The organism is Lichenibacterium minor, from assembly GCF_004137685.1.
GTDB lineage: Bacteria > Pseudomonadota > Alphaproteobacteria > Rhizobiales > Beijerinckiaceae > Lichenihabitans > Lichenihabitans minor.
Genome location: NZ_QYBB01000007.1, coordinates 86,621 through 108,267, shown reverse-complemented (window position 1 = coordinate 108,267; position 21,647 = coordinate 86,621). Strand labels below are relative to the sequence as shown.

Sequence of the window (21,647 nt, the reverse complement as noted above, 5' to 3'; positions counted from 1 at the left end):
GCGGCGCCGAGCACACGGGCCGGGCCCGCAACTCGCCGTGCGGGCGGAAACCTGCTAAGGCCGGCACGACCCGTCGCGCTCCCGCGACCCTCGACGCCCGCGGCCCTCCCCCATGGCGACACGAAGCGACCCGTTCCGGCTGTCCTCGCCCCGGATCTTCCTGGTCCGGATGGCCGTGTTCCTGATCCTGGCCGGCTTCGTGGCCCTGATCCTGGAAGAACAGATCGCGCAGGCCTTCATGGCCAACCCGCCGCTGAACGGCCTGATCCTCGGCGTGCTGCTGGTCGGCATCGTGCTCGGCCTGCGCCAGGTGTTCCGGCTTTTCCCCGAGATCCGCTGGGCCAACGGCGTCAACAACCCCGCGGCCCCCGCCGCCAAGCCCCCCGTGCTGCTCGCCCCCATGGCGACCATCCTCGCCGACCGCGGCGACGGGCGCCCCAGCATCTCCACCGTCACGCTGCGCGCCATCCTCGATTCCGTCGGCACCCGCCTCGACGAATCGCGCGAGATCGCCCGCTACCTCACCGGCCTGCTGATCTTCCTCGGGCTGCTCGGCACCTTCTGGGGCCTCCTGGAAACCGTCGGCTCCATCGCCGGGGTCATCCGCAACATGACGGCCGGCAACGATTCAGCCGTGATGTTCGACGACCTGAAGAACGGCCTCGCCGCCCCCATCGCCGGCATGAGCGTGTCCTTCACCTCGTCGCTGTTCGGCCTCGCGGGTTCTCTGGTGCTGGGCTTCCTCGACCTCCAGGCCGGCCAGGCCCAGAACCGCTTCTACAACCAGCTCGAGGACAAGCTGTCCGCCTTCGCCATCGAGCCCGCCGCCGCCGCGGCTCCGGCCGCGCTCGCCGCCACCGCCGGCCTGCCGGCCGACCTGCGTGTCGCGCTCGACCGAATCGCGCTCGGCACCGACCAGTCGTCGAGCCGCGCCGCCACCGCCGCCATGGCCAACCTGGCCGAAGGCATCCAGAGCCTCGTGCAGCACATGCGCGGCGAGCAGCAGATGATCCGCGATTGGGTCGAGGGCCAGGCCGACCAGAACAAGGAGATGCGCCGGCTGCTGGAGCGCATCGCCCGCGAATCCGAGGTGCGGTAGGTGGCGCTCGGCCGCACGCGGCGCCCGCAGCGCAGCATCGACTATTGGCCGGGCTTCGTCGATGCCCTGTCGACCATGCTGTTGGTCATCACCTTCCTGCTGTCCGTGTTCATGCTGTCGCAGTTCTTCATGTCGCGCGACGTGGCGCGGAAGGACGACGCCCTGTCGCAGCTCAACCGCCAGATCGAGCAGCTGACCTCGCTCCTGGCGCTGGAGCGCGCCGGCCAGGTCGACGCCCAGTCGAGCCTCGCCTCGCTGCAGGCGACGCTGGACGCCACCGACAAGGAGAAGGCCGGCCTCGCCGCCCAGCTCCGGGGCAGTGCGGCGGCGGCCGGGGCCGCCGGCGTCGCCGCGGACGAGTCCGCCCGCAAGCTCGACGCGCAGGGGGACGTGGTGTCCAACGCCCTGGCGCGGGTCGACGTGCTGAACGGGCAGATCGCGGCGCTGCGCCGCCAGCTCGCCGCCATCGAGGCGGCCCTGAATGCGTCGGAAACGCGCGGCCAGGAGGCCCAGGCCCGGATCTCCGACCTCGGCTCGCGCTTGAACGTCGCCCTCGCCCAGAAGGTGCAGGAGCTAAACCGCTACCGCTCGGACTTCTTCGGCCGCCTGCGCGACATCATCGGCAACCGCCCCGGCATCCGCGTCGTGGGCGACCGCTTCGTCTTCGAGTCCTCCGTGCTGTTCGACAGCGGGCAGGCGACCGTGAAGCCCGGCGCCGACCCCGAGCTCGACAAGCTCGCCGCCGCCGCCATCGACCTCGAGCGCGAGATCCCGCCGAACATCCCTTGGGTGATGCGCGTCGACGGCCACACCGACCGCCGGCCGATCGTGTCGCCCCTGTTCAAGTCGAACTGGGAGCTGTCGGCGGAGCGCGCCATCGCGGTCGTGCAATACCTCGTGTCCAAGGGCGTCGACCCGCAGCGCCTCGTCGCGGCCGGCTTCGGCGAGTTCCAGCCCATCGACCCCGGCCTGGGCGAGGACGCGATGAGCCGCAACCGCCGCATCGAGCTGAAGCTGACGGAGCGCTGAGGGCTTGCGGATGGACGCCCTGTCGATCGACGGCGGAGCGACGGGCCCGCGCGTTTTCGCGGGGCATCCAGGCTCGGGTTCGATATGACCACGGGCTCCGGAGGCGCGCCCACGGGGACCGACATGCGCGAAGCCGACGGCCCGAACCTGCGCGATGCGACACCTGACGACCGCCCGGCGCTCCTCGACCTGTGGGTGCTGGCCTGGCGCGCCGCCATGGCGGGGATCGACTTCGAAGCGCGGCGGCCCTGGCTCGACGCCCACCTCGACGCCCTGCTGGCGTCCGGCGCGCGCGTGCTCGTCGCGGAGGCCGGCGGAGCGCCGGCGGGCTTCGTGTCGGTCGACCCCGCCCGCCGCCACCTCGACCAGCTCGCCGTCCATCCGGACCACCAGGGGAGCGGGATCGCGGACGGGTTGATGGCGGGCGCCAAGGCGCTGTCGCCCGAAGGGCTCACGCTCGACGTCAACGCCGGCAACGGCCGCGCCCGTCGCTTCTACGCGCGCCACGGCTTCGCCGAGGTCGGGAGCGGGACGAACCCGCGCTCGGGCCTGCCGACCCTGCTGTTGCGCTGGGGCGACAGCCGGCGATTCACGGGCTCGAGCGCGGAAATTTAACGCCGCGTTGAGAAAAGGCCGTGGAAGGGAACCGCGCCCCCGTTTCGCAGTCTCGCCACACATCGCTATTATGGCACGTCAGACGTTCGAGTTCCCGCACCGGGCCGCCCGGACGGCGCCAGCCGCGCACCCGTCCCCGACGGGCCCTCCTTCCAACGTGTCGACCGGGCGGCGACGGGAGAATGTGTATGATGACGCGATCGATCGTCGGCCGCTTCCTGATCCTGGCCGTCCTCCTGGTATCCCTGGGCGTCATCGCCCAGGCGGCCCTGATCATCACCAAGGGGTCGGGCAAGGCGGTCGCCAAGGCGAATCCCGCCCCGGTGGCGGCGCCCAACGCCGTGGCGGCGCTCGCCGCCACCCCAGCGCCCGCGACGCCGGCCGACGGCGCATCGGCGGTGCCGTCCGCCGACGCCGCCCCGATCCGCGTCGTCTATCCCGGCCCGCTCGGCGACACCCCGGTCCAGCCGCGCAAGTTCGCCGCCGCGGCCCCCGCGACGCCGGTCGCTGCTCCCCAGCCGGCGCCCGCCGCCCAACCCATCCCCGCGGCGGTGGCCGCCGCCCAGCCGGTCCCCGCGGTGACGCCGTCGCCCGCCGTCGCGGCCGCCCCGGCCCCCGCCAAGCCCGCCCCCGTGGTGGTGGCCTCGGCCGAGGCCGACACCCAGCCGACCGCCGACGCGGCGGGCAAGGGTGGGGTCAACCTCAACAGCGCGTCGGTGGACGTCCTGAACCACCTCGGCGGCGGCCACATCGGCCAAACCATCGTCAAGCACCGCCCGTACAGCTCGGTCGAGGATCTCGTGCGCAAGCGCGTCGTGCGCCGCAGCGTCTACGAGCAGATCAAGGACCAGGTCGCCGCGCAGTGAGGGACGCCGCCGCCCCGGCGCGCGTCACCCCGCTGCCGACAGGTCGTCCACCGTCGCATCCGCGCGCTCCGGGGATGCCGGCGTGAACCCCGCCAACTGGTGGCGCGCGAAGGTGTCCTGCCGCTTGGCGTAGGCGCGCGTTTCGGCCTTGCCCCGCGCCACGGCGTCCGCCAGCGGCAGCGCGCCGCCGAGGTGGGCGGCCAACGGCGGCACGCCGAGCGCCCGCATCGCCGGCAGCGCCGGGTCGAGCCCGCGCCGGACGAGCCGCTCCACCTCGTCGAGCGCCCCTTCCGCCATCATGCGGTCGAAGCGCGCGTCGATGGCGCCGCGCAGCCCGTCGCGCGCGGGGGTGAGCACGACGCCGACCCACGTCCCCTCGCCCAGGAGCGGCGCCGAGCGGCTCGCCTGCAAGGCCGCCAGCGGGCGCCCCGTCGCGGCGAAGACTTCCAGCGCCCGGACGATCCGCTGCGGGTCGGTCGGGCGCAACCCCGCCGCGGTCAGGGGGTCGAGCGCGGCCAGCCGCGCGTGCAAGGCTTCCGGCGCGATCCCGGAGGCCTCGGCCCGCACGCGGTCGCGCACCTCCCCGGGCACCGCGGGGATGTCGGACAGGCCCTGCGTCAGCGCCTTGAAGAAGAGCCCCGTCCCGCCGACCACCACCGGCACGGCGCCGAGCGCGCGGGCGCGGCGGATCTCCGCCGCGACCTCGCCCAGCCAAACCCCGACCGAATAGGGGTCCGCCGCGTCGCGGTGCCCGTACAGGCGGTGCGGGACACGGGCGAGGTCGGCGGCGTCGGGGCGGCCGGTGAGGATCGCGAGATCCTGGTAGACCGCCATGGAATCGGCGTTGATCACCACCCCGCCCCGCCGCTCGGCCGTCCGCATCGCGAGGGCGGACTTGCCGCTCGCCGTCGGGCCTGCGATGAGGACCACCCGTTCCCCGTCCACGCGATCCCCCATCCCGATGCCGCAGATCCCGGAGCCTTGTGTCGCGACCGTCATGGCCCGTAAAGGGCGCGACGACGTCGGGGCGTCGCGGTTGGCGGCGCTGGCGGCCGTCCTGCCGGGCGCCGGGACGCCCCGCTGGCTCGACCCCGGCCAGGCCGTCGACATCCCCTTCTCGTCCGACCCCGCCGCCCTGCCCGCCCTGCGCGCCGCGCTCGACGGCGTGCTGGCGGGCGCGGATGTCGATGCCGTGCTGCAACCCGCCGCGGGCCGGCGCAAGCGGCTTCTGCTGGCCGACATGGATTCGACGGTGATCCACCAGGAATGCATCGACGAACTGGCCGATTTCGCCGGCTTCAAGGCCCAGGTGGCGGCCATCACCGAGCGCGCCATGCGGGGCGAGATCGCCTTCGAGCCGGCGCTGCGCGAGCGCGTGGCGCTGCTGCGCGGCCTGCCCGTCGGCACGGTCGACCGCGTGCTGTCCGAGCGCATCACGCTCGTGCCGGGCGGCACCGCGCTGGTGCGCACCATGCGGGCCCACGGCGGCTATTGCGCGCTGGTGTCGGGCGGCTTCACGCTGTTCACCGGGGCGGTCGCCGCCATGGTGGGCTTCGACGAGCACCGATCCAACACCCTGGAAGTCGAGGGCGACCGGCTCGCCGGCACGGTGGCGGAGCCGATCCTCGGGCGGGAAGCCAAGCTCGACCGCCTCGTCGCGCTGCGCGACACCCTGGGCCTCGATCGCTCGGACGTGATGGCGGTGGGGGACGGCGCCAACGACCTCGCCATGCTGGGCGAGGCGGGGCTCGGGGTCGCCTTCCGCGCCAAGCCGGCGGTCGCCGCGGCCGCCCAGGCCCGCATCGACCACAACGACCTCGACGCCCTGCTGTTCGTGCAGGGCTACGCCCGATCGGAGTTCGCATCGTGACCGAAGCCGACGCAGACGACGGTCCCGAGATCTCCGCCTTCGCGGTCGGGCCGGAGGAGGCCGGGCAGCGGCTCGACAAGCTGCTGGCGCTCCACGCGGCGCGCGAAGACCTGGGCCTGTCGCGCACGCGGCTGCAGGAGCTGATCGGCGACGGCTTCGTGCGGGTCGACGGCGCGGTCGCGTCGAACCCCAATGCCAAGCCGAAGGAAGGCGCGCGCGTGCTCTTCGCCGTGCCGCCGCCGGTCGACGCGACGCCGCTGCCCGAGGACATCCCGCTCAGCATCGTCTTCGAGGACGACGACCTCATCGTCATCGACAAGCCGACCGGGCTCGTGGTGCATCCGGCGCCGGGCCACGCGAGCGGCACGCTGGTCAACGCGCTGCTCCACCATTGCGCCGACGGCCTGTCGGGGATCGGCGGCATCCGCCGGCCCGGCATCGTGCACCGGCTCGACAAGGACACGACGGGGCTGATGGTGGCGGCGAAGTCGGAGCGCGCCCACCGCGGCCTCGCCGACATCTTCGCCGACCACGGGCGCTCGGGCTCGCTGGTGCGCGAATACCTCGCCGGCGTGTGGACGTTGCCCGACCGCAGCTTCGGCACCGTCGACGCCGCCATCGGCCGCCACCCGCACCACCGCGAGCGCATGGCCGTGGTGCGCGAGGACAAGGGGCGCCACGCGGTGACGCATTGGGCCGTGGAGGAGAAGTTCCCGCCCGTGGCGACGCTGATGCGCTGCCGCCTGGAAACGGGGCGCACGCACCAGATCCGCGTCCACATGGCCGACCTCGGCCAGCCGCTGATCGGCGACATGGTCTACGGGGCGGGCTTCAAGACCAAGGCGGCGGCGCTCGACGACGCGTGCCGGGACGCCATCGCGGCGCTGGGGCGCCAAGCTCTGCATGCCGCCGTGCTGGGCTTCGCGCATCCCGCCACCGGCGAGGAGATGCTGTTCGAAAGCCCGCTGCCGCCCGACATGGCCGGGCTGGTCGAGGCGCTGCGGGCCTACAGGCCCTGAGGTCGGGGTCGTCGAGGGCCTGCAGATGCAGCGGCCCGCGTGTCAAGCCCACATCCACACAACCTGAGCGCAACGGCGCCCAGCCATGGCTCAAGGGATCTTGACCGTCTGCTGGGCCGGCGGATGGACGACGTCCGCGATCGTTTTGACGATCTGGCTACCGGCCATGATCGCCCCAAGCGCAAGCACGATCGTGACGACCTTCCAGGTGTCTGGTTTGTCGTTCAACTTGCCAGAAAGGGAGCCAACATCCGAGGCCGAAGCCTTGAAGTCGAGTTTGCCTTTGATTTCGGCGAGGTCGATGGCGGATGCCCTCGTTTCGAGCTTCCCCTCGATGCGAAGCAACGTATCCCCGATCATGCGCGTGTTGGCCTTGACCTCGCGCATGTCGGTTTCGAGTTGGGCGACCCTGGCCTCCATGGAACCGAACGTACCGTTCCCACCTCCACCTTTCAAGGTCGCAGGGCTCGGTGATCTGGCGAGAAACTCGGTCAGTTCCTCGTCGCTCACAAGGCGTAAGTGCGGCCTGCTCATACCTGAACACCTTGTGTGTCCGTCCGGGCGGCGACTCGTTTCAACAATCTTCTCAGGGCCTCTCGATTGTCGTTGAGGGCCTGCACCTTCTTCTTCCAGTGGTCGTCAGCTTTCTCGTCGTCCCCTTGCGCGAGGCTCCTCAACTCTGCGTCGCCCGCCAACAAGGCCAGGGATACCTAGACGATCGATGTGTATATCGTATCCAGGTCCATCTTTCTAAGCTGAACGATTGTATCGTCGGGTATGGAGTCCCACTCCTCCAGATCTTTTTCCTGATCCATGACAGGTCTCCACTCCCGTGAATGGGCTTCGGCCCTGCCCGGGCCTGCCGACCGCTGCACGACATCGGTTCGCCCCCAGAGCCGACGCGGGCGCCGCATCCGATCACGGCCTCGTTCCGGCATTTCCGAGAATGTGAACCCGTGATCGCGACGGCTGGGCAGGCCCGGATCGCGCCCGGAGCCTCCCCAGCTTCACCCTTTGCCCCAAACCTCGTCGAAGGGCTCGCCCCTCGAAAGCCCCTAGTCCTCGTCGTCCTCGTGGCGGCCGCCGCGCAGGTTCGAGAACACCGAGGTGAGGTCGACGTCGTCCTCGTCGTCGCCCCCGCGGCCCTTCGACGAGGAGCCGAACACCTCCTCCTCGGTGGCGGGGCGGGCGCGCGACGTGGTGGCCTCGGCCGGCGCCAGCGTTTGCCCGCGGTCGTCCGCGGTGGCGGGGCGGTCCTTGGCGGCCTTGTTCACCTCGAAATCGAGGTCGATCTGCGTGCACAGCGCCAGCGTCACGGGGTCCATCGGCGTCAGCGTCGAGGAGTTCCAGTGCGTGCGGTCGCGGATGGCCTGCAGAGTCGTCTTGGTGGTGCCGACGAGGCGCATGATCTGCGCGTCCTTCAGCTCCGGGTGGTTGCGCACCAGCCACAGGATGGCGTTGGGCCGGTCCTGGCGGCGCGACAGCGGGGTGTAGCGGGCGCCGCGGGTCTTCTTCGGCGGGGGGAGCCGCACCTTCGGGGGGGCGATGCGCAGGTTGTAGTTCTTGTTCTTCTCGCCGCGCTCGATCTCCTCGCGCAGCAGCTGGCCGGAGGTGATCGGGTCGTGGCCCTTGATGCCGGCCGCCACCTCGCCGTCGGCGATGCCCTTCACCTCGAGCGGGTGCAGCTTGCAGAACTCCGCCACCTGGTCGAACGTCAGCGAGGTGTTTTCCACCAGCCACACGGCGGTGGCTTTGGGCATCAGCGGTGCTTCGCTCATGATCGCATGTCTCCTGTCGTCCGGAGAGGGCGCGGGGTCGCGCCGCCTCGCCGGGCGGAAAGCCCGATGACGGCCGGAGCCCGGCGTGTTCCTGCAGTCATGTTGGGGATGGATGGATTATAGGGGCGTCGGCGCCGCGCCGCAACGTGCGAGCGGCCGTGCCCCCATCGGCGCCGCCGCGAAACGGTCGCGCACGTCCCCGGGGATCGCCGCGTCGGCCGGGACGGCCTTCGCGCCCGGCGCGGCGGCGTCCCGCCTTGACGCTCCCCCCGAAACGTGTGGTGAACTTCCCGGGACTCCCGACCCCATCGCGCCGCCCGAGCGGCGCCCCGAGGAACCCCGACCCGTGAACTACCTTTCGACGCGCGGCACGGCCCCCCGCCTCGGCTTCGAGGACGTGCTGCTCGCTGGCCTGGCGCGCGACGGCGGCCTGTACCTGCCGGAAACGCTGCCGCGGCTCGACGCCGCCGCCATCGCCGGGCTCGCCGGCCGGCCCTACGCCGAGGTGGCGGAGCGGCTGATCGCCCCCTTCACGGGGGATTGCTTCGCCCCCGGCGCGCTGCGCGCCATGACGGAGGGCGCCTACGGCGGCTTCCGCCACCCGGCCGTGGTGCCGATGAGCCAGCTCGACGCCAACCTGTACCTGCTCGAAATCTTCCACGGCCCCACGCTCGCCTTCAAGGACGTGGCGATGCAGCTGCTCGGCCGCATGATGCAGGAGGTGCTGGGCCGCCGCGGCCGGCGCACCACCGTGGTGGGCGCCACCTCGGGCGACACCGGCGCCGCCGCCATCGAGGCCTTCCGCGGGCTGCCCGCCGTCGACGTGTTCATCCTGTACCCGCACGGCCGCGTGTCGGACGTGCAGCGCCGCCAGATGACCGGCGTCGACGCCCCCAACATCCACGCCATCGCGGTGGAAGGGACCTTCGACGACTGCCAGGCCATCGTTAAGGCCATGTTCAACCACCACGCGTTCCGCGACGAGATGAACCTCAGCGGGGTCAACTCGATCAACTGGGCGCGCGTGATGGCGCAGCTCGTGTACTTCTTCACCGGCGCGGTGGCGCTTGGGGCACCGCACCGGAAGGTGTCCTTCGCGGTGCCGACCGGCAACTTCGGCGACGTGCTGGCGGGCTGGATCGCCAAGGGCATGGGCCTGCCGATCGACCGGCTCGTGGTGGCCACCAACGAGAACGACATCCTCGCCCGCTGCCTCGCCACCGGCACCTACGAGGTCCAGGGCGTGCGCCCGACGCAATCGCCGTCGATGGACATCCAGGTGTCCTCGAACTTCGAGCGCCTGCTGTTCGAGGCCTGCGGGCGCGACGCCGCGGCGGTGCGGGGGCTGATGGCGAGCCTCGCCCAGTCGGGCAGCTTCACGGTGCCGCCCGAGCCGATGGCGCGCATCCGCTCCGAGTTCGACGCCGTGCGGGTCGACGAGGACGGAACGCAGGCCGAGATGGCGCGCACCTTCGCGGATTCCGGCGTCGTGCTCGATCCCCACACGGCGGTCGGCGTGGCGGCGGCGCGCGGCGCGCTGGCGCGCGACCCCGCCACGCCCGTGGTGGTGCTCGGCACCGCCCATCCGGCGAAGTTCCCGGACGCGGTCGAGCGCGCCACCGGCCGGCATCCGGCCCTGCCGGCGCACCTCGCCGACCTGCTCGGCCGGCCCGAGCGCTTCACCGTGCTGCCCAACGCCGTCGACGCGGTGGAGCGCTTCATCCGCGACCGCTCGTCCGCCGACGAGGCCGCGGCGTGACGGCGCGCATCACCGTCCTGCCGTCGGGGCTGCGCGTCATCACCGACGCCATCCCCCACATGCACACGACGTCGCTCGGCCTGTGGGTCGGCATCGGGTCGCGCCACGAGACCGACGCCGAGCACGGCCTGTCGCATTTCCTCGAGCACATGGCCTTCAAGGGGACGCGCACGCGCTCGGCGCGGCGCATCGCCGAGGAGATCGAGGGTGCGGGCGGCGACCTCAACGCCGCCACCTCGACCGAGCAGACCGCCTATTACGCCCGCGTGCTGCCGGGCGACGCGCCCCTGGCGCTCGACATCCTGTCCGACATCCTCACCGACAGCGCCTTCGACCCCGCCGAGATCGAGCGCGAAAAGGAAGTGGTGCTCCAGGAGCTGGGCGCCGTCGAGGACGTGCCGGACGACCTCGTCTTCGAGCTGTTCAACGAGCACGCCTATCCGGGCCAGCCCATCGGGCGGCCCATCCTCGGCACGCCGCAGGGCGTGAAGCGCTTCGACCGCGACGCCGTGAAAGGCTTCCTGGAGCGCCGCTACCGCGCCGACCAGACCGTGATCGCCGCCGCCGGCGCGGTCGACCACGACACGGTGGTGGCCGAGGTCGAGCGCCGCTTCGGCGCGCTGCAGAACCTCGACGCCCCCGCGGCGCCGGCGGCGAGCTACCGGGGCGGCGACATCCGCCTGAAGCGCAAGCTCGAGCAGGCCCACATCGTCATCGGCTTCGAAGGCCTGTCGTTCCACGACCCGCGCCGCTACGACGCCCACGTCTTCTCCCACGCGGTGGGGGGCGGCATGTCGTCCCGGCTGTTCCAGGAGGTGCGCGAGGAGCGCGGCCTCGCCTACACGATCAACAGCTTCGACTGGACCTATGCCGACACCGGCCTGTTCGGCTTCTACGCCGCCACCGGGGCGTCCAACGTGGCCGAGCTCGTCCCCGTGGCGCTCGACTGCCTGGCCGAGGCCACCGCGACGCTGACCCGCGAGGAGGTCGAGCGCGCGAAAGCGCAGCTCAAGGTGTCGCTGCTGGTGGCGATGGAATCCTCCTCGTCGCGCGCCGAACAGATCGCCCGCCAGCACATGGCCTACGGGCGCCTCATCGGCGCCGACGAGATCCTGCGCGAGGTCGATGCCGTGACGGTGGACTCGGCGCGGGCGGCGGGCGCCGCCATGATCCGCTCGGCCCCCACCGTGTCGGCCATCGGCCCCGTCGGCAAGGTGCCGGGACCCGACGCCGTGATGGCGCGTTTGGGCACCAGCGGAGCGAGGCACTGAGGGCTCCCCCGGACATGAGGGCTTCGCTTCGCGAAGCCTTTGCCCTATTCGAGGTGCCGAGATGAAGCACTCATGCCCGTGGGGACCCTGACGCCATGGCGCTGTTCCGGCTGGGACCGAGTTTCGACGCCGCTACGCTGGTGCGGGGCGATGGCGTCTACCTCCGGCCGGCCGAGATGCGCGACTTCGACGAATGGGCGAGCCTCAGGGAGCGGTCGCGCCAGTTCCTGTCGGCCTGGGAGCCCGTGTGGCCGTCCGACGACCTGACGCGCGCCGCCTTCCGCCGCCGCATCCGCCTGCACGGCGAGGAGATGAGCCGCGACGAGGCCTTCCCGTTCCTGGTGTTCCGCGACGACGACACGCTGGTGGGGGGCCTGACGGTGGGGCAGATCCGCCGCGGCGTCGCCCAGACGGCGACGCTCGGCTACTGGATGGGCCACGCCTATGCGGGCCGGGGCTACATGAGCCGCGCCGTGCGGACCGCGGCGGGCTTCGTGTTCGGCTCGCTGCGCCTGCACCGCCTCGAAGCCGCCTGCCTGCCCCACAACGAGGCCTCGATGCGGCTGCTGCGCAGCGTGGGTTTCGGCGAGGAAGGCTATGCCCGCGCCTACCTGCGCATCGACGGCCGCTGGCAGGACCACGTCCTCTTCGCCCTGCTCGACGGCGACCCGATCGCGGCGCCGCGGCGGCGCATGGGGTGACGCGGACCCTCGAACGGCGCCCGGGGGCGGTGATCCACCCGGCTTCACCCCCTCGACCACGCCCCCCTGTCGGGGGAGGACACGCGGCGGATCGGGCGCGCCCGCCTCCCCGGCGCGGCGGGGCCGAGGGGGTCGGCGGAGCGCGACGGTCCGGCGGAGATCGATGAACCCGCCTGCCTTCCACCTCGCCCAGCTCAACCTCGCCCGCTTCCGCACGGCGGCCGACGATCCCGCCAACGCCGGCTACCTCGCCGCCCTGGCGGCCGTGGACGCTTCGGCCGAGCGGGCGCCCGGCTTCGTGTGGCGGCTGCGCGGCGCGGGCGCGCTGGCGTCGGGGGCGGACGCCTTCGGCGACGCGCACGTGGCCGCCAACCTGTCGGTGTGGACCGACCGCGACGCGCTGGTGGCCTTCGTCTACCGCGACCCGGCGCACCGGGCCATCATGGCCCGCCGCCGCGACTGGTTCGACAAGATGGAGGCCCACCTCGTGCTGTGGTGGGTGCCGGCCGGGCATCGGCCGGGCTTCGCCGACGCGCGCTTCAGGCTCGACCTGCTGCGCCGCGACGGCCCGACGGCGGACGCCTTCACGGTGGCGCGGGGCTTCCCCGCGCCGGGCTGAGGATCGGCAGCGCGACGGCATGGTGTTGCAGCCCGTGTCACGGGCGCGGCGCCGCCGCTCCCTGTCGCCCGTCGCCAAGCTGCCGGTCATCGACGCCGGGTGCCGAAGGACGCGCCGGCCGCGAGGTCCCGGTGAGCCGTCGGGGCCGGCCGAAGCGGCGCTGGCTCTACGCCGCGGTAGCGGCCGCCCACGGCTGCTCGCCGACCTGTCCGACAGCGCCGCCTTCGGGCGGGGCGGAGCGAAGACCCGGAGATCGGCCGATCGGGTCGGGCCTGCGGAGGTGCTGCCCGGCTGAGTCCCGGGACGACACCGGGACGACACCGGACGGCGCAGCGCCCTGTTCCACCTCGGCGTCGCCGAGGCACCTTCTTCCGGGAGAGAAGGGATCCTCCTTCACCTCCACGTCCGCTCTAGCACGCCGAGCCAGTTCTCGGCTCCGATCTTGCGGAGCAGGTCGTCGCCGTAGCCCGCGTTCGCCAACTGGTCGAACAGCGCCGGGAGCCCGGCCGCGCTGCCGATGGCGGCCGGCACGGCGGCGCCGTCGAAGTCGGAGCCCAGCGCCACGCCGTCCTCGCCGAGGTGCTCCAGCAGGGCGTCGAGGTGGCGGCGCAGCACGTCGAGGTCGGTGTCGGAGCGCATGGCGCCGTCCGGGCGCAGGAACGAGCAGGCGAAGTTGAGCCCCACCAGGCCGCGGCTGTCGCGGATGGCGTCGAGCTGGCGCGCGGTGAGGTTGCGCGACGAGGCGCAGAGCGCGTGGACGTTGGAATGGCTCGCCACCAGGGGCGCGTCCGTGAGGTCCGCCACGTCCCAGAAGCCGCGCTCGTTGAGATGCGACAGGTCGACCAGGATGCGCCGGGCGTTGCAGGCCCTGACCAGCGCGCGGCCGTGCTCCGTCAGGCCGGGCCCGATGTCGCCGGTGCTCGGGAAGCGGAACGGCACGCCGTGGGCGAAGGCGTTGGGCCGGCTCCACACCAGGCCGAGCGAGCGCAGGCCGGCGGCGTGCAGCACGTCCAGCATGGCGAGGTCGGGGTCGATGGCCTCGGCGCCCTCGATGTGCATCACGGCGGCGATGCGCCCGGACGCCATGGCGGCGCGGATGTCGCCGACGTCGCGGCAGACCGCGAGGTCGTCCGGGAACGCGCGCTCCAGCCGCAGCAGGATCGACAGCATGCCGACCGTGGAGGTGCGGGCCGGCTCCAGCGCCAGCTCGGCCGGCATCGGCCGGTCGGCATAGGATTTCGGCGCCGGCGGGCCTTCCCCGCGCAGCGGCGGCGGGAACACGGCGAAGAGCCCGCCCGCGAAGCCGCCGGCGCGGGCGCGCGGCAGGTCGATGTGGCCCTGGGGGTCGCCGGCGAAGAGCTGCTCGGGCGTGCGCTCCCGGTGCAGGGCGAAGCGCAGCAGCATGTCGTTGTGGCCGTCGAAGACCGGAATCGGGGTGGGATCGGGCATGGGCTCCGGCTTCTCGGCGGCGTGGCCCCCATCATCGGGACCGCGCGGGCCTGCCGCAAGGGCCGGCGGCCCCGGCAAGGGACGTCACCGATTCGCCCGCCGCCGCCGCCCCACTCGGGACGAGGGCGGTTCGACGGCGCGGATCGTCACTCCACCTGTTCGCCCGGGTAGACGCCCCACAGGTTGCTCTGCTGCTCGTAGCCGTCGAAGCCGTCGCCGTAGATGCGGCACCATTGGCCGTCGCACTTCTTGACGCTGCCGATCACCCCGGGCTGCAGGTTGGCCACCACGTCGGCGTCGGGCCGGGGCTGGCTGAACAGCGGCAGCGCCTTATCCTTCTTCCAGGGCGCCACCAGCGCGGTGCGGCGGCCGGACAGCAGCGAATGGAGCACCCAGCCCTCCGTGCCCTCCGAGTCGCGGATCTTGCGCCAGGTGTCGAACTCCGCCGTCACCTCGACGGGCAGGCCGGCGCGCTCGAACACGTAGGACGAGCGGTGGTCCTTCGAGGGCCCTTCGCGCAGGTTCACCCGGTCCGACTTCAGGCTGACGTAGCGGGGCACCGGCAGCCCCGTCATCGGGCCCTTCTGGTCCACGGCGGCGCTCGACCCCGCCGTGCCCGCCAGCAGCGCCAGCAGGGCCGTTCCGATCAGGCGGCCGGGCGCGCGGGGGGATCGGGGCATGGGCGGGGTCCTCGGATCGGTGCGGCCCGTCCCTTTGCCGTGTCGGACGCGCCTGAATGCGGTTAGGATGAAGCGACGGCAGGGTTAAGGCGGGGTGAACCCGAGCGCCGACCGGCCACAAGGAGCGAAGCGTCAGCGCCATGGCCCGGAAACCCGTCGTCGTCGTCACCCGCAAGCTGCCCGAGCGCATCGAGACGCGCATGCGCGAGCTGTTCGACGCGCATCTCAACATCGACGACGACCCCCTGTCCCCCGCCGCGCTGGCCGCCGCCATGGGGGAAGCCGACGTGCTCGTCCCCACCGTCACGGACCGGATCGACGACGCCCTGATCGAGGCCGCCGGGCCGGGGCTGAAGCTCATCGCCAACTTCGGCACCGGCACGGACAACATCGACGTCGACGCCGCCCACCGGCGCGGGGTCGTGGTCACCAACACGCCCGGCGTGCTGACCGACGACACCGCCGACATGACCATGGCGCTGATCCTGTCGGTCGCGCGGCGCGTGGTGGCGGGCGCGGGCGTGATCCCGTCGGGCGAATGGAACGGCTGGGCGCCGACCTTCATGCTGGGCAGCCGCCTCACCGGAAAGCGGCTCGGCATCGTCGGCATGGGGCGCATCGGCCAGGCGGTGGCGCGGCGCGCCAAGGCCTTCGGCCTGTCGATCCATTACCACAACCGCCGCCGCCTCGCCGCCGAGGTCGAGGAGGGGCTGGAGGCCACCTACTGGGATTCGCTCGACCAGATGCTGGCCCGCACCGACATCGTGTCGGTCAACTGCCCCCACACGCCCGCCACCTACCACCTCCTGTCGGCGCGGCGGCTGAAGCTGCTGCGGCCGGGCGCCATCCTGGTCAACACGGCGCGCGGCGAGATCATCGACGAGGCGGCGCTGACCCGCATGCTGGAAGCGAACGAGATCGCCGGCGCCGGCCTCGACGTGTTCGAGCACGAGCCCGCCGTGCCGAACAAGCTCGTGCGCCTGGCCCGCGCCGGCAAGGTGACGCTGCTGCCCCACATGGGCTCGGCCACCGAGGAAGGCCGCATCGAGATGGGCGAGAAGGTGCTGGTGAACATCCGCGCCTTCGTGGACGGCCACCGCCCGCCCGACCGCGTGCTGCCCTCGATGCTGTGACGCGGCTTCCGGCCGAACGAGCCGGGGGCCGGATCGTCGGCCCGCGCGGCGCCCGGACGCGGCCCATCTCCGCATCGCGACGCGATCGGACGCAAACGGCATGAGGCTTTCCCCCTCCCTCGCGGGGAGGGGGATGCCCCCCGCGTCATCCTGGCCCGGCGATCCCGTTAGGGTTTTCGCATTACGCTGTTTCGCGATGACGCCCCACCCCGTCCCCTTCGCCCCGCACCGGGCCCGCCCGCCCGCCGGGGGGCGCGCGTGAGCGCCGGCGGGGGCCGCGGGGCCTTCCGCGCCACCTTCGTGCTGCACGTCCACGGGATGGAGCGCGCGCCCGACGCCGCCGGGGCGGCGGCCGACAACTACCCGCCCTACGACCTGCTCCGCGTCCGGGACCCGGCCGGCGACGGCCTGCGCCTGGTCTTCGCCGTGGCGGGCTTCGGGCCGGACCAGCTTGAAATCGTTGTGACGGGCGACCAACTTTCGGTCAGCGGCGAGGGCACCGGCGACGGGGATCCCGGCCGGTTCCTGCACCGCGGCATCGCGGCCCGCCGCTTCCGCCGGGCCTTCCGCTTGGCGCCGGGGCTGGACGTCGTCGCCGCCGAACTCGACCGCGGCCTGTTGTCGATCGCGCTGGCGCCCCGCGCCGCCGACCGCCTCAGCCGCGCCATCGCCATCCGCCCGCGGAGCCCATGAGGGAACACCATGTCCGATATGCACGCCACCCCGTCGGCCACCCCCCTGTCGATCGACGAATTCGCCCACCTCGGCCAGGGCGACATCGCCTACGTGAAGGCGATCCGCTCGGACGACGTGCCGGGCCTGTTCCCGCAGGCGCCCTCCATCCAGCCCGGGCTCGACCTGTTCATGCTGCTCGGCGCCGACGGCATCCCGATCCTGCTGACGGACAGCCGCGAAACCGCGCTCGCCAACGCGTCCGAAAACCAGCTCGAAACCGTCAGCGTCCATTGAGCGGGTGCGCCGCGTGACGCTTCTGCGACACGCGGTCCGCTTCGCCGATCGGGGCGAACCCGGGCCGGATGGGGACGTTGGGGAGTCCACCGAGGCTTGACCTCGGCCGTAAGCGTCTCGCGAGTGCCCCGATGTCGAAGCTCCCCGTCGCCCTCGCCGCCGTGCGCCTGCTGCCCTTCGCGGGGCACGGCCAGGCGCTGATCTACGTGGCGTCGGGGGACCACCGGGCCGAAGGGGTGGCGCATCTCCTGTCGGAGCTCGCCCCCGAGGCCGCCGTGGCCTTCCTCCCCGCCTGGGACTGCCTCCCCTACGACCGGGCGTCCCCGTCCCCCGACGTGCTTGGCCGCACCATGGCGGCGCTGCGCCGCCTCGACGTCCACCGCGCGTCGCGGAGGGCCAAGGCGGGCGCCGTGCTGGTGACCACCCCCGAAGCCGCGGTGCAGCGCCTGCCGCCCGCTTCCACCGCCGCCGAGAAGCTCGACCTCGCCGTCGGCGACGTGCTGGACCCGGCGGGCCTGACGGCGACCCTGGAGCGCTTCGGCTACCGCCACGACGACCGCGTCGACGACCACGGCGAGTTCGCGCTGCGCGGCGAGGTGGTCGACCTGTTCCCGCCCGGCCACACCCCCTATCGCCTGATCCTCGACGTCGGTCGCATCGCGCGCATCCACACCTTCGACCCCGCGAGCCAGCGGTCCGCCGGTGTCGTCGAGCGGCTGACCCTCGACCCCGTCTCGACCGTGGTGGCGCCCGCCGGCGCCGACCCGATCCGCCGCTTCCCCGGGCTGGAACACCGCCTGTCGGAGCACCACCCCCAGCTCCGCACGGTGTTCGACCTCCTGCCGAAGGCGGCGCTGATGATCGAGCCGACCGCGGCGTCGCGCCTCGACGACGTGCTGGCGCAGGCCGCCGAGCACCACCGCGACGCGGAATCCGCGGGCGACGCGCGCCGCGTCGGCGGCCGGGCGCCGCTCCCGCCCGAAGCGCTCTACCTCACCGCGAAGGAATGGCGCGCCGCGTCGAAGCGGAGGCTCCAGCCGCTGCCGGGCGCCGAGCCCGCGCTGGTGCCGCATTTCCACGCCGCGGCCGACGCCCGGAAGCGCTTCGCCGCCTTCGTGGCCGAACGCGCCGCCGAAGGCCACCGCGTGGTGCTGGCCGGGGCGACCCCGCGCGACCGTACCGCCCTCGCCAAGGCGTCCGGCGTCGAGCCCGCGGCGGCGGACGGCTGGACCGACGTCGCGGCGGCGGAGCCCGGCGCCACCCTGACCCTGGCGCTGTCGGCCGAGCACGGCTTCGTCGACGCGGAAACGCGGGTCACGATGGTCTGCGCCGCCGACCTGCTGGGCCAGGCCGCCCACCGCGCCGACCACCACCATCACCACGCCGTGCCGGTGCCGTGGCACGCCGGGGACGGCGAGTTCGCCATCGGCGACACGGTGATCCACATCGACCACGGCGTCGGCGTGCTGCGCTCCCTCGAAACCATCGCGTCGGAGGCCGCGGGGTCGCGCGACACGGTGCGGCTCGACTATGCCAAGGACGCCGACCTGCTCGCCCCCGTGGAATCGCTGGACGGGCTGTGGCGCTACGGCGGCGCGGGCGACGCCATCCGGCTCGACCGCCTCGACGACGGCTCCTGGTCGAAGCGGCGCCAGCGCATCTGGGGCGAGATCGCGGTCGCGGCCCGCGCCCTGGTGGAGCTGGCGCGACAGCGCAACGCCGCCTCGGCGCCGGTGTTGAAGGCCCCGGCCCCGGCCTACCGCGCCTTCACGGCACGGTTCCCGTACCCGCCCACGCCCGACCAGGGCGACGCCATCGCGGCGGTGATCGCCGACCTCGCCTCGGGCCGCCCGATGGACCGGCTGGTGGTGGGCGACGTCGGCTTCGGCAAGACCGAGGTGGCGCTGCGGGCCGCCGCCGTGGCGGCCCTGGCCGGGCGGCAGGTGGCGCTGGTGGCGCCCACCACGGTGCTGGTGCGCCAGCACGTCGCCACCTTCACCAAGCGCTTCGCCGAGCTCGGCATCCCGGTCGCGCACCTGTCGCGCCTGACCCCGCCCGCCGAAGCCAGGGCCGTCAAGGCGGGCCTCGCCGACGGGTCGGTCCGCATCGTCGTCGGCACCCACGCGGTCGCGGCCTCCGACGTGGCGTTCAAGGACCTCGGCCTGCTGATGGTGGACGAGGAGCAGCGCTTCGGCGCGGCCGAAAAGGCCCGCCTGCGGGAGCTGGGCGCCGGCGTCCACGTGCTGACCCTCACCGCCACGCCGATTCCCCGCACCCTGCAGGCCGCGCTGGTCGGGCTGCAGGACCTCAGCGTCATCGCGACGCCGCCCGCCCGCCGCCGGCCCATCCGCACCCTGGTGGCCCCCTACGACCTCGCCACCGTGCGGGGCGCGCTCCTGCGCGAAAAGGCGCGCGGCGGGCAGAGCTTCGTGATCGTGCCCCGCATCGAAGGGTTGGAGCGCATGGCCAAGGCCCTCGGCGAAGCCTGCCCTGAGCTCACGGTGCTGTCGGCCCACGGCCGCATGGCGCCCGAGGAGGTCGATGCCGCCATGGTGGACTTCGCCGAAGGGCACGGCGACGTGCTCGTGGCGACGTCCATCATCGAGAGCGGGCTCGACGTGCCCCGCGCCAACACCATGGTGGTGGCGGGGGCCGAGCTGTTCGGCCTGTCGCAGCTCCACCAGATCCGGGGGCGGGTCGGGCGCGGGCGGCTGCAGGGCCTGTGCTACCTGATGACGGAGGGCGCGGAGGTCGGCGACGCGGCGATGCGGCGGCTCCAAAGCCTCGCGTCCTTCGACAAGCTCGGCAGCGGGATGGCGCTGTCGGCGCGGGACCTCGACATCCGCGGCGCCGGCGACCTCGTGGGGGAGGAGCAGGCGGGGCACCTCAGGCTGATCGGCCTCGGCCTCTACCAGCACCTGATGAGCCTCGCGATCCGCGAAGCCAAGGGCGAGGTCGTGGAGGACTGGTCGCCCGAGATCCACATCGACCGCTCGGGCTCGCTGCCGGCCGACTACATCCCCGAGCCCGAACTGCGGCTCAACCTCTACGCCCGGCTGTCGCGCGTGTCGGAGCCGCACGAGGCCGAAGCGATCGCCGAGGAGATGGCGGACCGTTTCGGGCCGCCCCCCGCCGAGGTGGAAGCCCTGCTGGAGCGCACCCGGCTGCGCGCGCTGTGCCGCGCCAACGGCGTCGCCCGGGTGGACGCCGGGCCGAAGGGCATCGCGCTCGACCTCCGCCCGGGGCGCGACGCGGCGGCCTTGGCGGGGCGCGCCCCGGCCGCTCTGCGCGACCGGATCACCCTGAAGGGCGCTAGGCTGATCTATCCGCTTCCATCGGACACCGCGCGCGAGCGCCTGTCCCTGGCGACGAGCCTGCTGGCGGCGTTGGGCTGAGGTGGCCGGACACGGCGGCCCCGCCGCCCGTGGCGGCCTGGTCCAGCGGCGTGACGAGGCAGGACGCGTCGCCGAAGGCGGCGTCGCCCGCCGCCGCGTCGGCGCCGAGCCTCACCTCCAGGCGCACCACGCCGCGCAGGCCGGTCGCCTGGCGCCACGGCACCGTGTCGCGCGGCACCGCCAGGGCGAGGTCGGGGAAGCGGCGCAGCAGCGCGTTCAGGGCGATCCGGGTTTCCAGCCGCGCCAGGGAAGAGCCCAGGCAGTAATGCAGGCCGAAGCCGAGGGCGAGGTGGCGGCTGTTGTCCGACCGCAGGATGTCGAAGCGGTCGGGCTCGACGAAGACGCTCTCGTCGCGGTTGGCGGCGGCGAGGAGCAGGATCACCATGTCGCCCTTGCGGATGCGCGTTCCGGCGATCTCCACGTCTTCGAGGGCGAAGCGCGGCGTGCCGTGCTCGACGGGGTTGGTGTAACGGAAGAACTCCTCCACGGCCCGGTCCATGAGGCCGGGGTCGGAGCGCAGCATGGCCATCTGCTCCGGGTGGTCGATCAGCGCCATCAGCCCGTTGCCGATGAGGTTCACGCTCGTCTCGTGCCCGGCGAAGAGCAGCAGGAAGATCATGCCGATCAGCTCGTCCCGGCTGAGGTGGTCGCCCTCCTCCTCGACGGCGATGAGCTTGCTGATGAGCCTGTCGTCGGGCTCGCGGCGGCGGAGGTCGATCAGGTCCTCGAAGAACTTGAGGAGCTTTGGCATGGCGGGCAGCCAGCGCATGGCGCGGCGCACCGGCTTGTCGTTCACCTCGATCAGCCGCACCACCTGGTCGTGGAACTCGAGGCGCCACTCCTCCGGGATGCCCAGCATCTCGGAGATGACGCGCAGCGGCAGCGGCAGCGCGAAGCGGTCCATCAGGTCGACGGGCGCCCCGCCCTGCCCCGCCGCCGCGGCCTCGTCGAGCAGGGTTTCCACCATGCCGTCGATCCACGGCGCCATGTCGGCGACCGAGCGCGGGGTGAACACCTTGGACACGAGGCGGCGCAGGCGCGCGTGGGCGGGGTCGTCGACGCTGACCATCGAGGCGCCGACGAGCTTGATGAGCTTCGGCGCATAGGGGCCGCCGAAGCCGAACATCGGCGTCTTCTTGGCGTTGCGGGGATCGGTCGAGAAGCGCGGGTCCTTGTGGACCTTGAGCACGTCGTCGTAGCGCGTCACCACCCATCCGGTGCCGCGGGTCGGGATCGTCGCCTTGATGACCGGCGTGTGGCGCCTCAGCTCCGCGTAATAGGCGTAGGCGTCACCCCGGCTGGCGGGGTCCCAACGGACAGCTTTCAAGGATCGGTCCTTCTCGGGGCAGCCGTCCGCGAGCGGCGGAAGCTTGGCCTCAGTCGGCGGTCACCTTG

The 21,647-nt window shown here is 72.9% G+C and carries 20 protein-coding genes; 14 read left to right on the top strand and 6 right to left on the bottom strand.

The genetic code is table 11. From position 1 onward, the window contains the following. The first annotated feature begins 112 nt into the window (after positions 1–112). The 4 genes from D3273_RS08560 (at position 113) to D3273_RS28740 (ending at position 3,609) form a co-directional block, all read left to right on the top strand. Positions 113–1,099 carry a flagellar motor protein MotA gene (locus D3273_RS08560; RefSeq protein WP_129225466.1) on the top strand — a complete coding sequence of 329 codons (987 nt, stop codon included), beginning with the start codon at positions 113–115 and terminating at the stop codon, positions 1,097–1,099. Further along, a complete protein-coding gene (locus D3273_RS08555) occupies positions 1,100–2,128 on the top strand; it encodes a peptidoglycan -binding protein (protein WP_129225464.1) in 1,029 nt (342 codons plus the stop codon). Positions 2,129–2,251: 123 nt separating this feature from the next. Then, complete coding sequence (locus D3273_RS08550; RefSeq protein ID WP_129225462.1) at positions 2,252–2,743, top strand: GNAT family N-acetyltransferase; 492 nt, start codon at positions 2,252–2,254, stop codon at positions 2,741–2,743. A 191-nt stretch (positions 2,744–2,934) separates the two neighbouring features. Continuing rightward, positions 2,935–3,609, top strand: coding sequence for a helix-hairpin-helix domain-containing protein (locus D3273_RS28740; RefSeq protein ID WP_207210740.1), 675 nt, complete (start codon positions 2,935–2,937; stop codon positions 3,607–3,609). Between the two features lie 24 nt (positions 3,610–3,633). On the opposite strand, the gene miaA is transcribed toward D3273_RS28740, so the two are convergent. Continuing rightward, positions 3,634–4,554 (bottom strand): tRNA (adenosine(37)-N6)-dimethylallyltransferase MiaA, encoded by a 921-nt coding sequence (gene miaA / locus D3273_RS08540; protein WP_129225460.1) that lies wholly within the window; start codon positions 4,552–4,554, stop codon positions 3,634–3,636. Between the two features lie 52 nt (positions 4,555–4,606). Here miaA and serB point away from each other — a divergent pair, with 52 nt between their 5' ends. Together serB and D3273_RS08530 are read left to right on the top strand one after the other, a co-directional pair. Next, a complete protein-coding gene (gene serB / locus D3273_RS08535) occupies positions 4,607–5,479 on the top strand; it encodes a phosphoserine phosphatase SerB (protein WP_245501070.1) in 873 nt (290 codons plus the stop codon). Beyond that, positions 5,476–6,498 carry an RluA family pseudouridine synthase gene (locus D3273_RS08530; protein WP_129225456.1) on the top strand — a complete coding sequence of 341 codons (1,023 nt, stop codon included), beginning with the start codon at positions 5,476–5,478 and terminating at the stop codon, positions 6,496–6,498. Before serB ends, D3273_RS08530 begins: the two co-directional genes overlap by 4 nt. A gap of 90 nt (positions 6,499–6,588) precedes the next feature. On the opposite strand, the gene D3273_RS08525 is transcribed toward D3273_RS08530, so the two are convergent. Together D3273_RS08525 and D3273_RS08520 are read right to left on the bottom strand one after the other, a co-directional pair. Next, positions 6,589–7,032, bottom strand: coding sequence for a hypothetical protein (locus tag D3273_RS08525; protein WP_129225454.1), 444 nt, complete (start codon positions 7,030–7,032; stop codon positions 6,589–6,591). A 521-nt stretch (positions 7,033–7,553) separates the two neighbouring features. Next, positions 7,554–8,276: a DUF1013 domain-containing protein gene (locus D3273_RS08520; RefSeq protein ID WP_129225452.1), complete on the bottom strand. Its 723-nt coding sequence runs from the start codon at positions 8,274–8,276 to the stop codon at positions 7,554–7,556. Between the two features lie 346 nt (positions 8,277–8,622). Here D3273_RS08520 and thrC point away from each other — a divergent pair, with 346 nt between their 5' ends. The 4 genes from thrC to D3273_RS08500 all read left to right on the top strand — a co-directional run bounded on the left by thrC (position 8,623) and on the right by D3273_RS08500 (position 12,626). Beyond that, entirely contained in the window at positions 8,623–10,035 is a 1,413-nt protein-coding gene (gene thrC, locus D3273_RS08515) for a threonine synthase (RefSeq protein ID WP_129225450.1), read from the top strand. Continuing rightward, entirely contained in the window at positions 10,032–11,306 is a 1,275-nt protein-coding gene (locus tag D3273_RS08510; protein ID WP_129225448.1) for a M16 family metallopeptidase, read from the top strand. Before thrC ends, D3273_RS08510 begins: the two co-directional genes overlap by 4 nt. A 95-nt stretch (positions 11,307–11,401) precedes the next feature. Next, entirely contained in the window at positions 11,402–12,007 is a 606-nt protein-coding gene (locus tag D3273_RS08505) for a GNAT family N-acetyltransferase (RefSeq protein ID WP_129225446.1), read from the top strand. 163 nt (positions 12,008–12,170) lie between these two features. Further along, a complete protein-coding gene (locus D3273_RS08500) occupies positions 12,171–12,626 on the top strand; it encodes a DUF3291 domain-containing protein (protein WP_129225444.1) in 456 nt (151 codons plus the stop codon). Positions 12,627–13,019: 393 nt separating this feature from the next. Here D3273_RS08500 and D3273_RS08495 read toward each other — a convergent pair whose 3' ends face one another. Together D3273_RS08495 and D3273_RS08490 are read right to left on the bottom strand one after the other, a co-directional pair. After that, the gene (locus D3273_RS08495) at positions 13,020–14,075 is read right to left on the bottom strand and encodes a dipeptidase (RefSeq protein WP_129225442.1); all 1,056 of its coding nucleotides are present in this window, start codon (positions 14,073–14,075) and stop codon (positions 13,020–13,022) included. 146 nt (positions 14,076–14,221) lie between these two features. After that, positions 14,222–14,755 (bottom strand): SH3 domain-containing protein, encoded by a 534-nt coding sequence (locus D3273_RS08490; protein WP_129225440.1) that lies wholly within the window; start codon positions 14,753–14,755, stop codon positions 14,222–14,224. 140 nt (positions 14,756–14,895) lie between these two features. Here D3273_RS08490 and D3273_RS08485 point away from each other — a divergent pair, with 140 nt between their 5' ends. From D3273_RS08485 to D3273_RS08470, 4 genes are all read left to right on the top strand, one after another. Further along, positions 14,896–15,888, top strand: a complete 993-nt coding sequence (locus D3273_RS08485) for a 2-hydroxyacid dehydrogenase (protein WP_129225438.1) — start codon at positions 14,896–14,898, stop codon at positions 15,886–15,888. A 258-nt stretch (positions 15,889–16,146) separates the two neighbouring features. Next, positions 16,147–16,581, top strand: a complete 435-nt coding sequence (locus tag D3273_RS08480) for an Hsp20 family protein (protein ID WP_129225436.1) — start codon at positions 16,147–16,149, stop codon at positions 16,579–16,581. Between the two features lie 9 nt (positions 16,582–16,590). Next, positions 16,591–16,857 carry a BQ00720 family protein gene (locus tag D3273_RS08475; RefSeq protein ID WP_129225434.1) on the top strand — a complete coding sequence of 89 codons (267 nt, stop codon included), beginning with the start codon at positions 16,591–16,593 and terminating at the stop codon, positions 16,855–16,857. Between the two features lie 131 nt (positions 16,858–16,988). Beyond that, positions 16,989–20,252: a TRCF domain-containing protein gene (locus D3273_RS08470; protein ID WP_129225432.1), complete on the top strand. Its 3,264-nt coding sequence runs from the start codon at positions 16,989–16,991 to the stop codon at positions 20,250–20,252. Here the strand turns inward: D3273_RS08470 and D3273_RS08465 are convergent. After that, on the bottom strand, positions 20,170–21,579 hold the full coding sequence (locus tag D3273_RS08465) for a cytochrome P450 family protein (RefSeq protein ID WP_129225430.1): 1,410 nt from the start codon (positions 21,577–21,579) through the stop codon (positions 20,170–20,172). The two genes, D3273_RS08470 and D3273_RS08465, sit on opposite strands and share 83 nt — an antisense overlap. Positions 21,580–21,647 lie beyond the last annotated feature (68 nt).

Bases quoted from the DNA above. Each gene is read 5' to 3' on its own strand.
- D3273_RS08475 (WP_129225434.1), top strand. From the start codon at position 16,591: ATGTCCGATATGCACGCCACCCCGTCGGCCACCCCCCTGTCGATCGAC.
- D3273_RS08505 (WP_129225446.1), top strand. From the start codon at position 11,402: ATGGCGCTGTTCCGGCTGGGACCGAGTTTCGACGCCGCTACGCTGGTG.
- D3273_RS08495 (WP_129225442.1), bottom strand. From the start codon at position 14,075: ATGCCCGATCCCACCCCGATTCCGGTCTTCGACGGCCACAACGACATG.
- D3273_RS08525 (WP_129225454.1), bottom strand. From the start codon at position 7,032: ATGAGCAGGCCGCACTTACGCCTTGTGAGCGACGAGGAACTGACCGAG.
- D3273_RS28740 (WP_207210740.1), top strand. From the start codon at position 2,935: ATGACGCGATCGATCGTCGGCCGCTTCCTGATCCTGGCCGTCCTCCTG.
- D3273_RS08520 (WP_129225452.1), bottom strand. From the start codon at position 8,276: ATGAGCGAAGCACCGCTGATGCCCAAAGCCACCGCCGTGTGGCTGGTG.
- D3273_RS08490 (WP_129225440.1), bottom strand. From the start codon at position 14,755: ATGCCCCGATCCCCCCGCGCGCCCGGCCGCCTGATCGGAACGGCCCTG.
- D3273_RS08500 (WP_129225444.1), top strand. From the start codon at position 12,171: ATGAACCCGCCTGCCTTCCACCTCGCCCAGCTCAACCTCGCCCGCTTC.
- D3273_RS08550 (WP_129225462.1), top strand. From the start codon at position 2,252: ATGCGCGAAGCCGACGGCCCGAACCTGCGCGATGCGACACCTGACGAC.
- D3273_RS08485 (WP_129225438.1), top strand. From the start codon at position 14,896: ATGGCCCGGAAACCCGTCGTCGTCGTCACCCGCAAGCTGCCCGAGCGC.
- serB (WP_245501070.1), top strand. From the start codon at position 4,607: ATGGCCCGTAAAGGGCGCGACGACGTCGGGGCGTCGCGGTTGGCGGCG.
- D3273_RS08470 (WP_129225432.1), top strand. From the start codon at position 16,989: ATGTCGAAGCTCCCCGTCGCCCTCGCCGCCGTGCGCCTGCTGCCCTTC.
- D3273_RS08560 (WP_129225466.1), top strand. From the start codon at position 113: ATGGCGACACGAAGCGACCCGTTCCGGCTGTCCTCGCCCCGGATCTTC.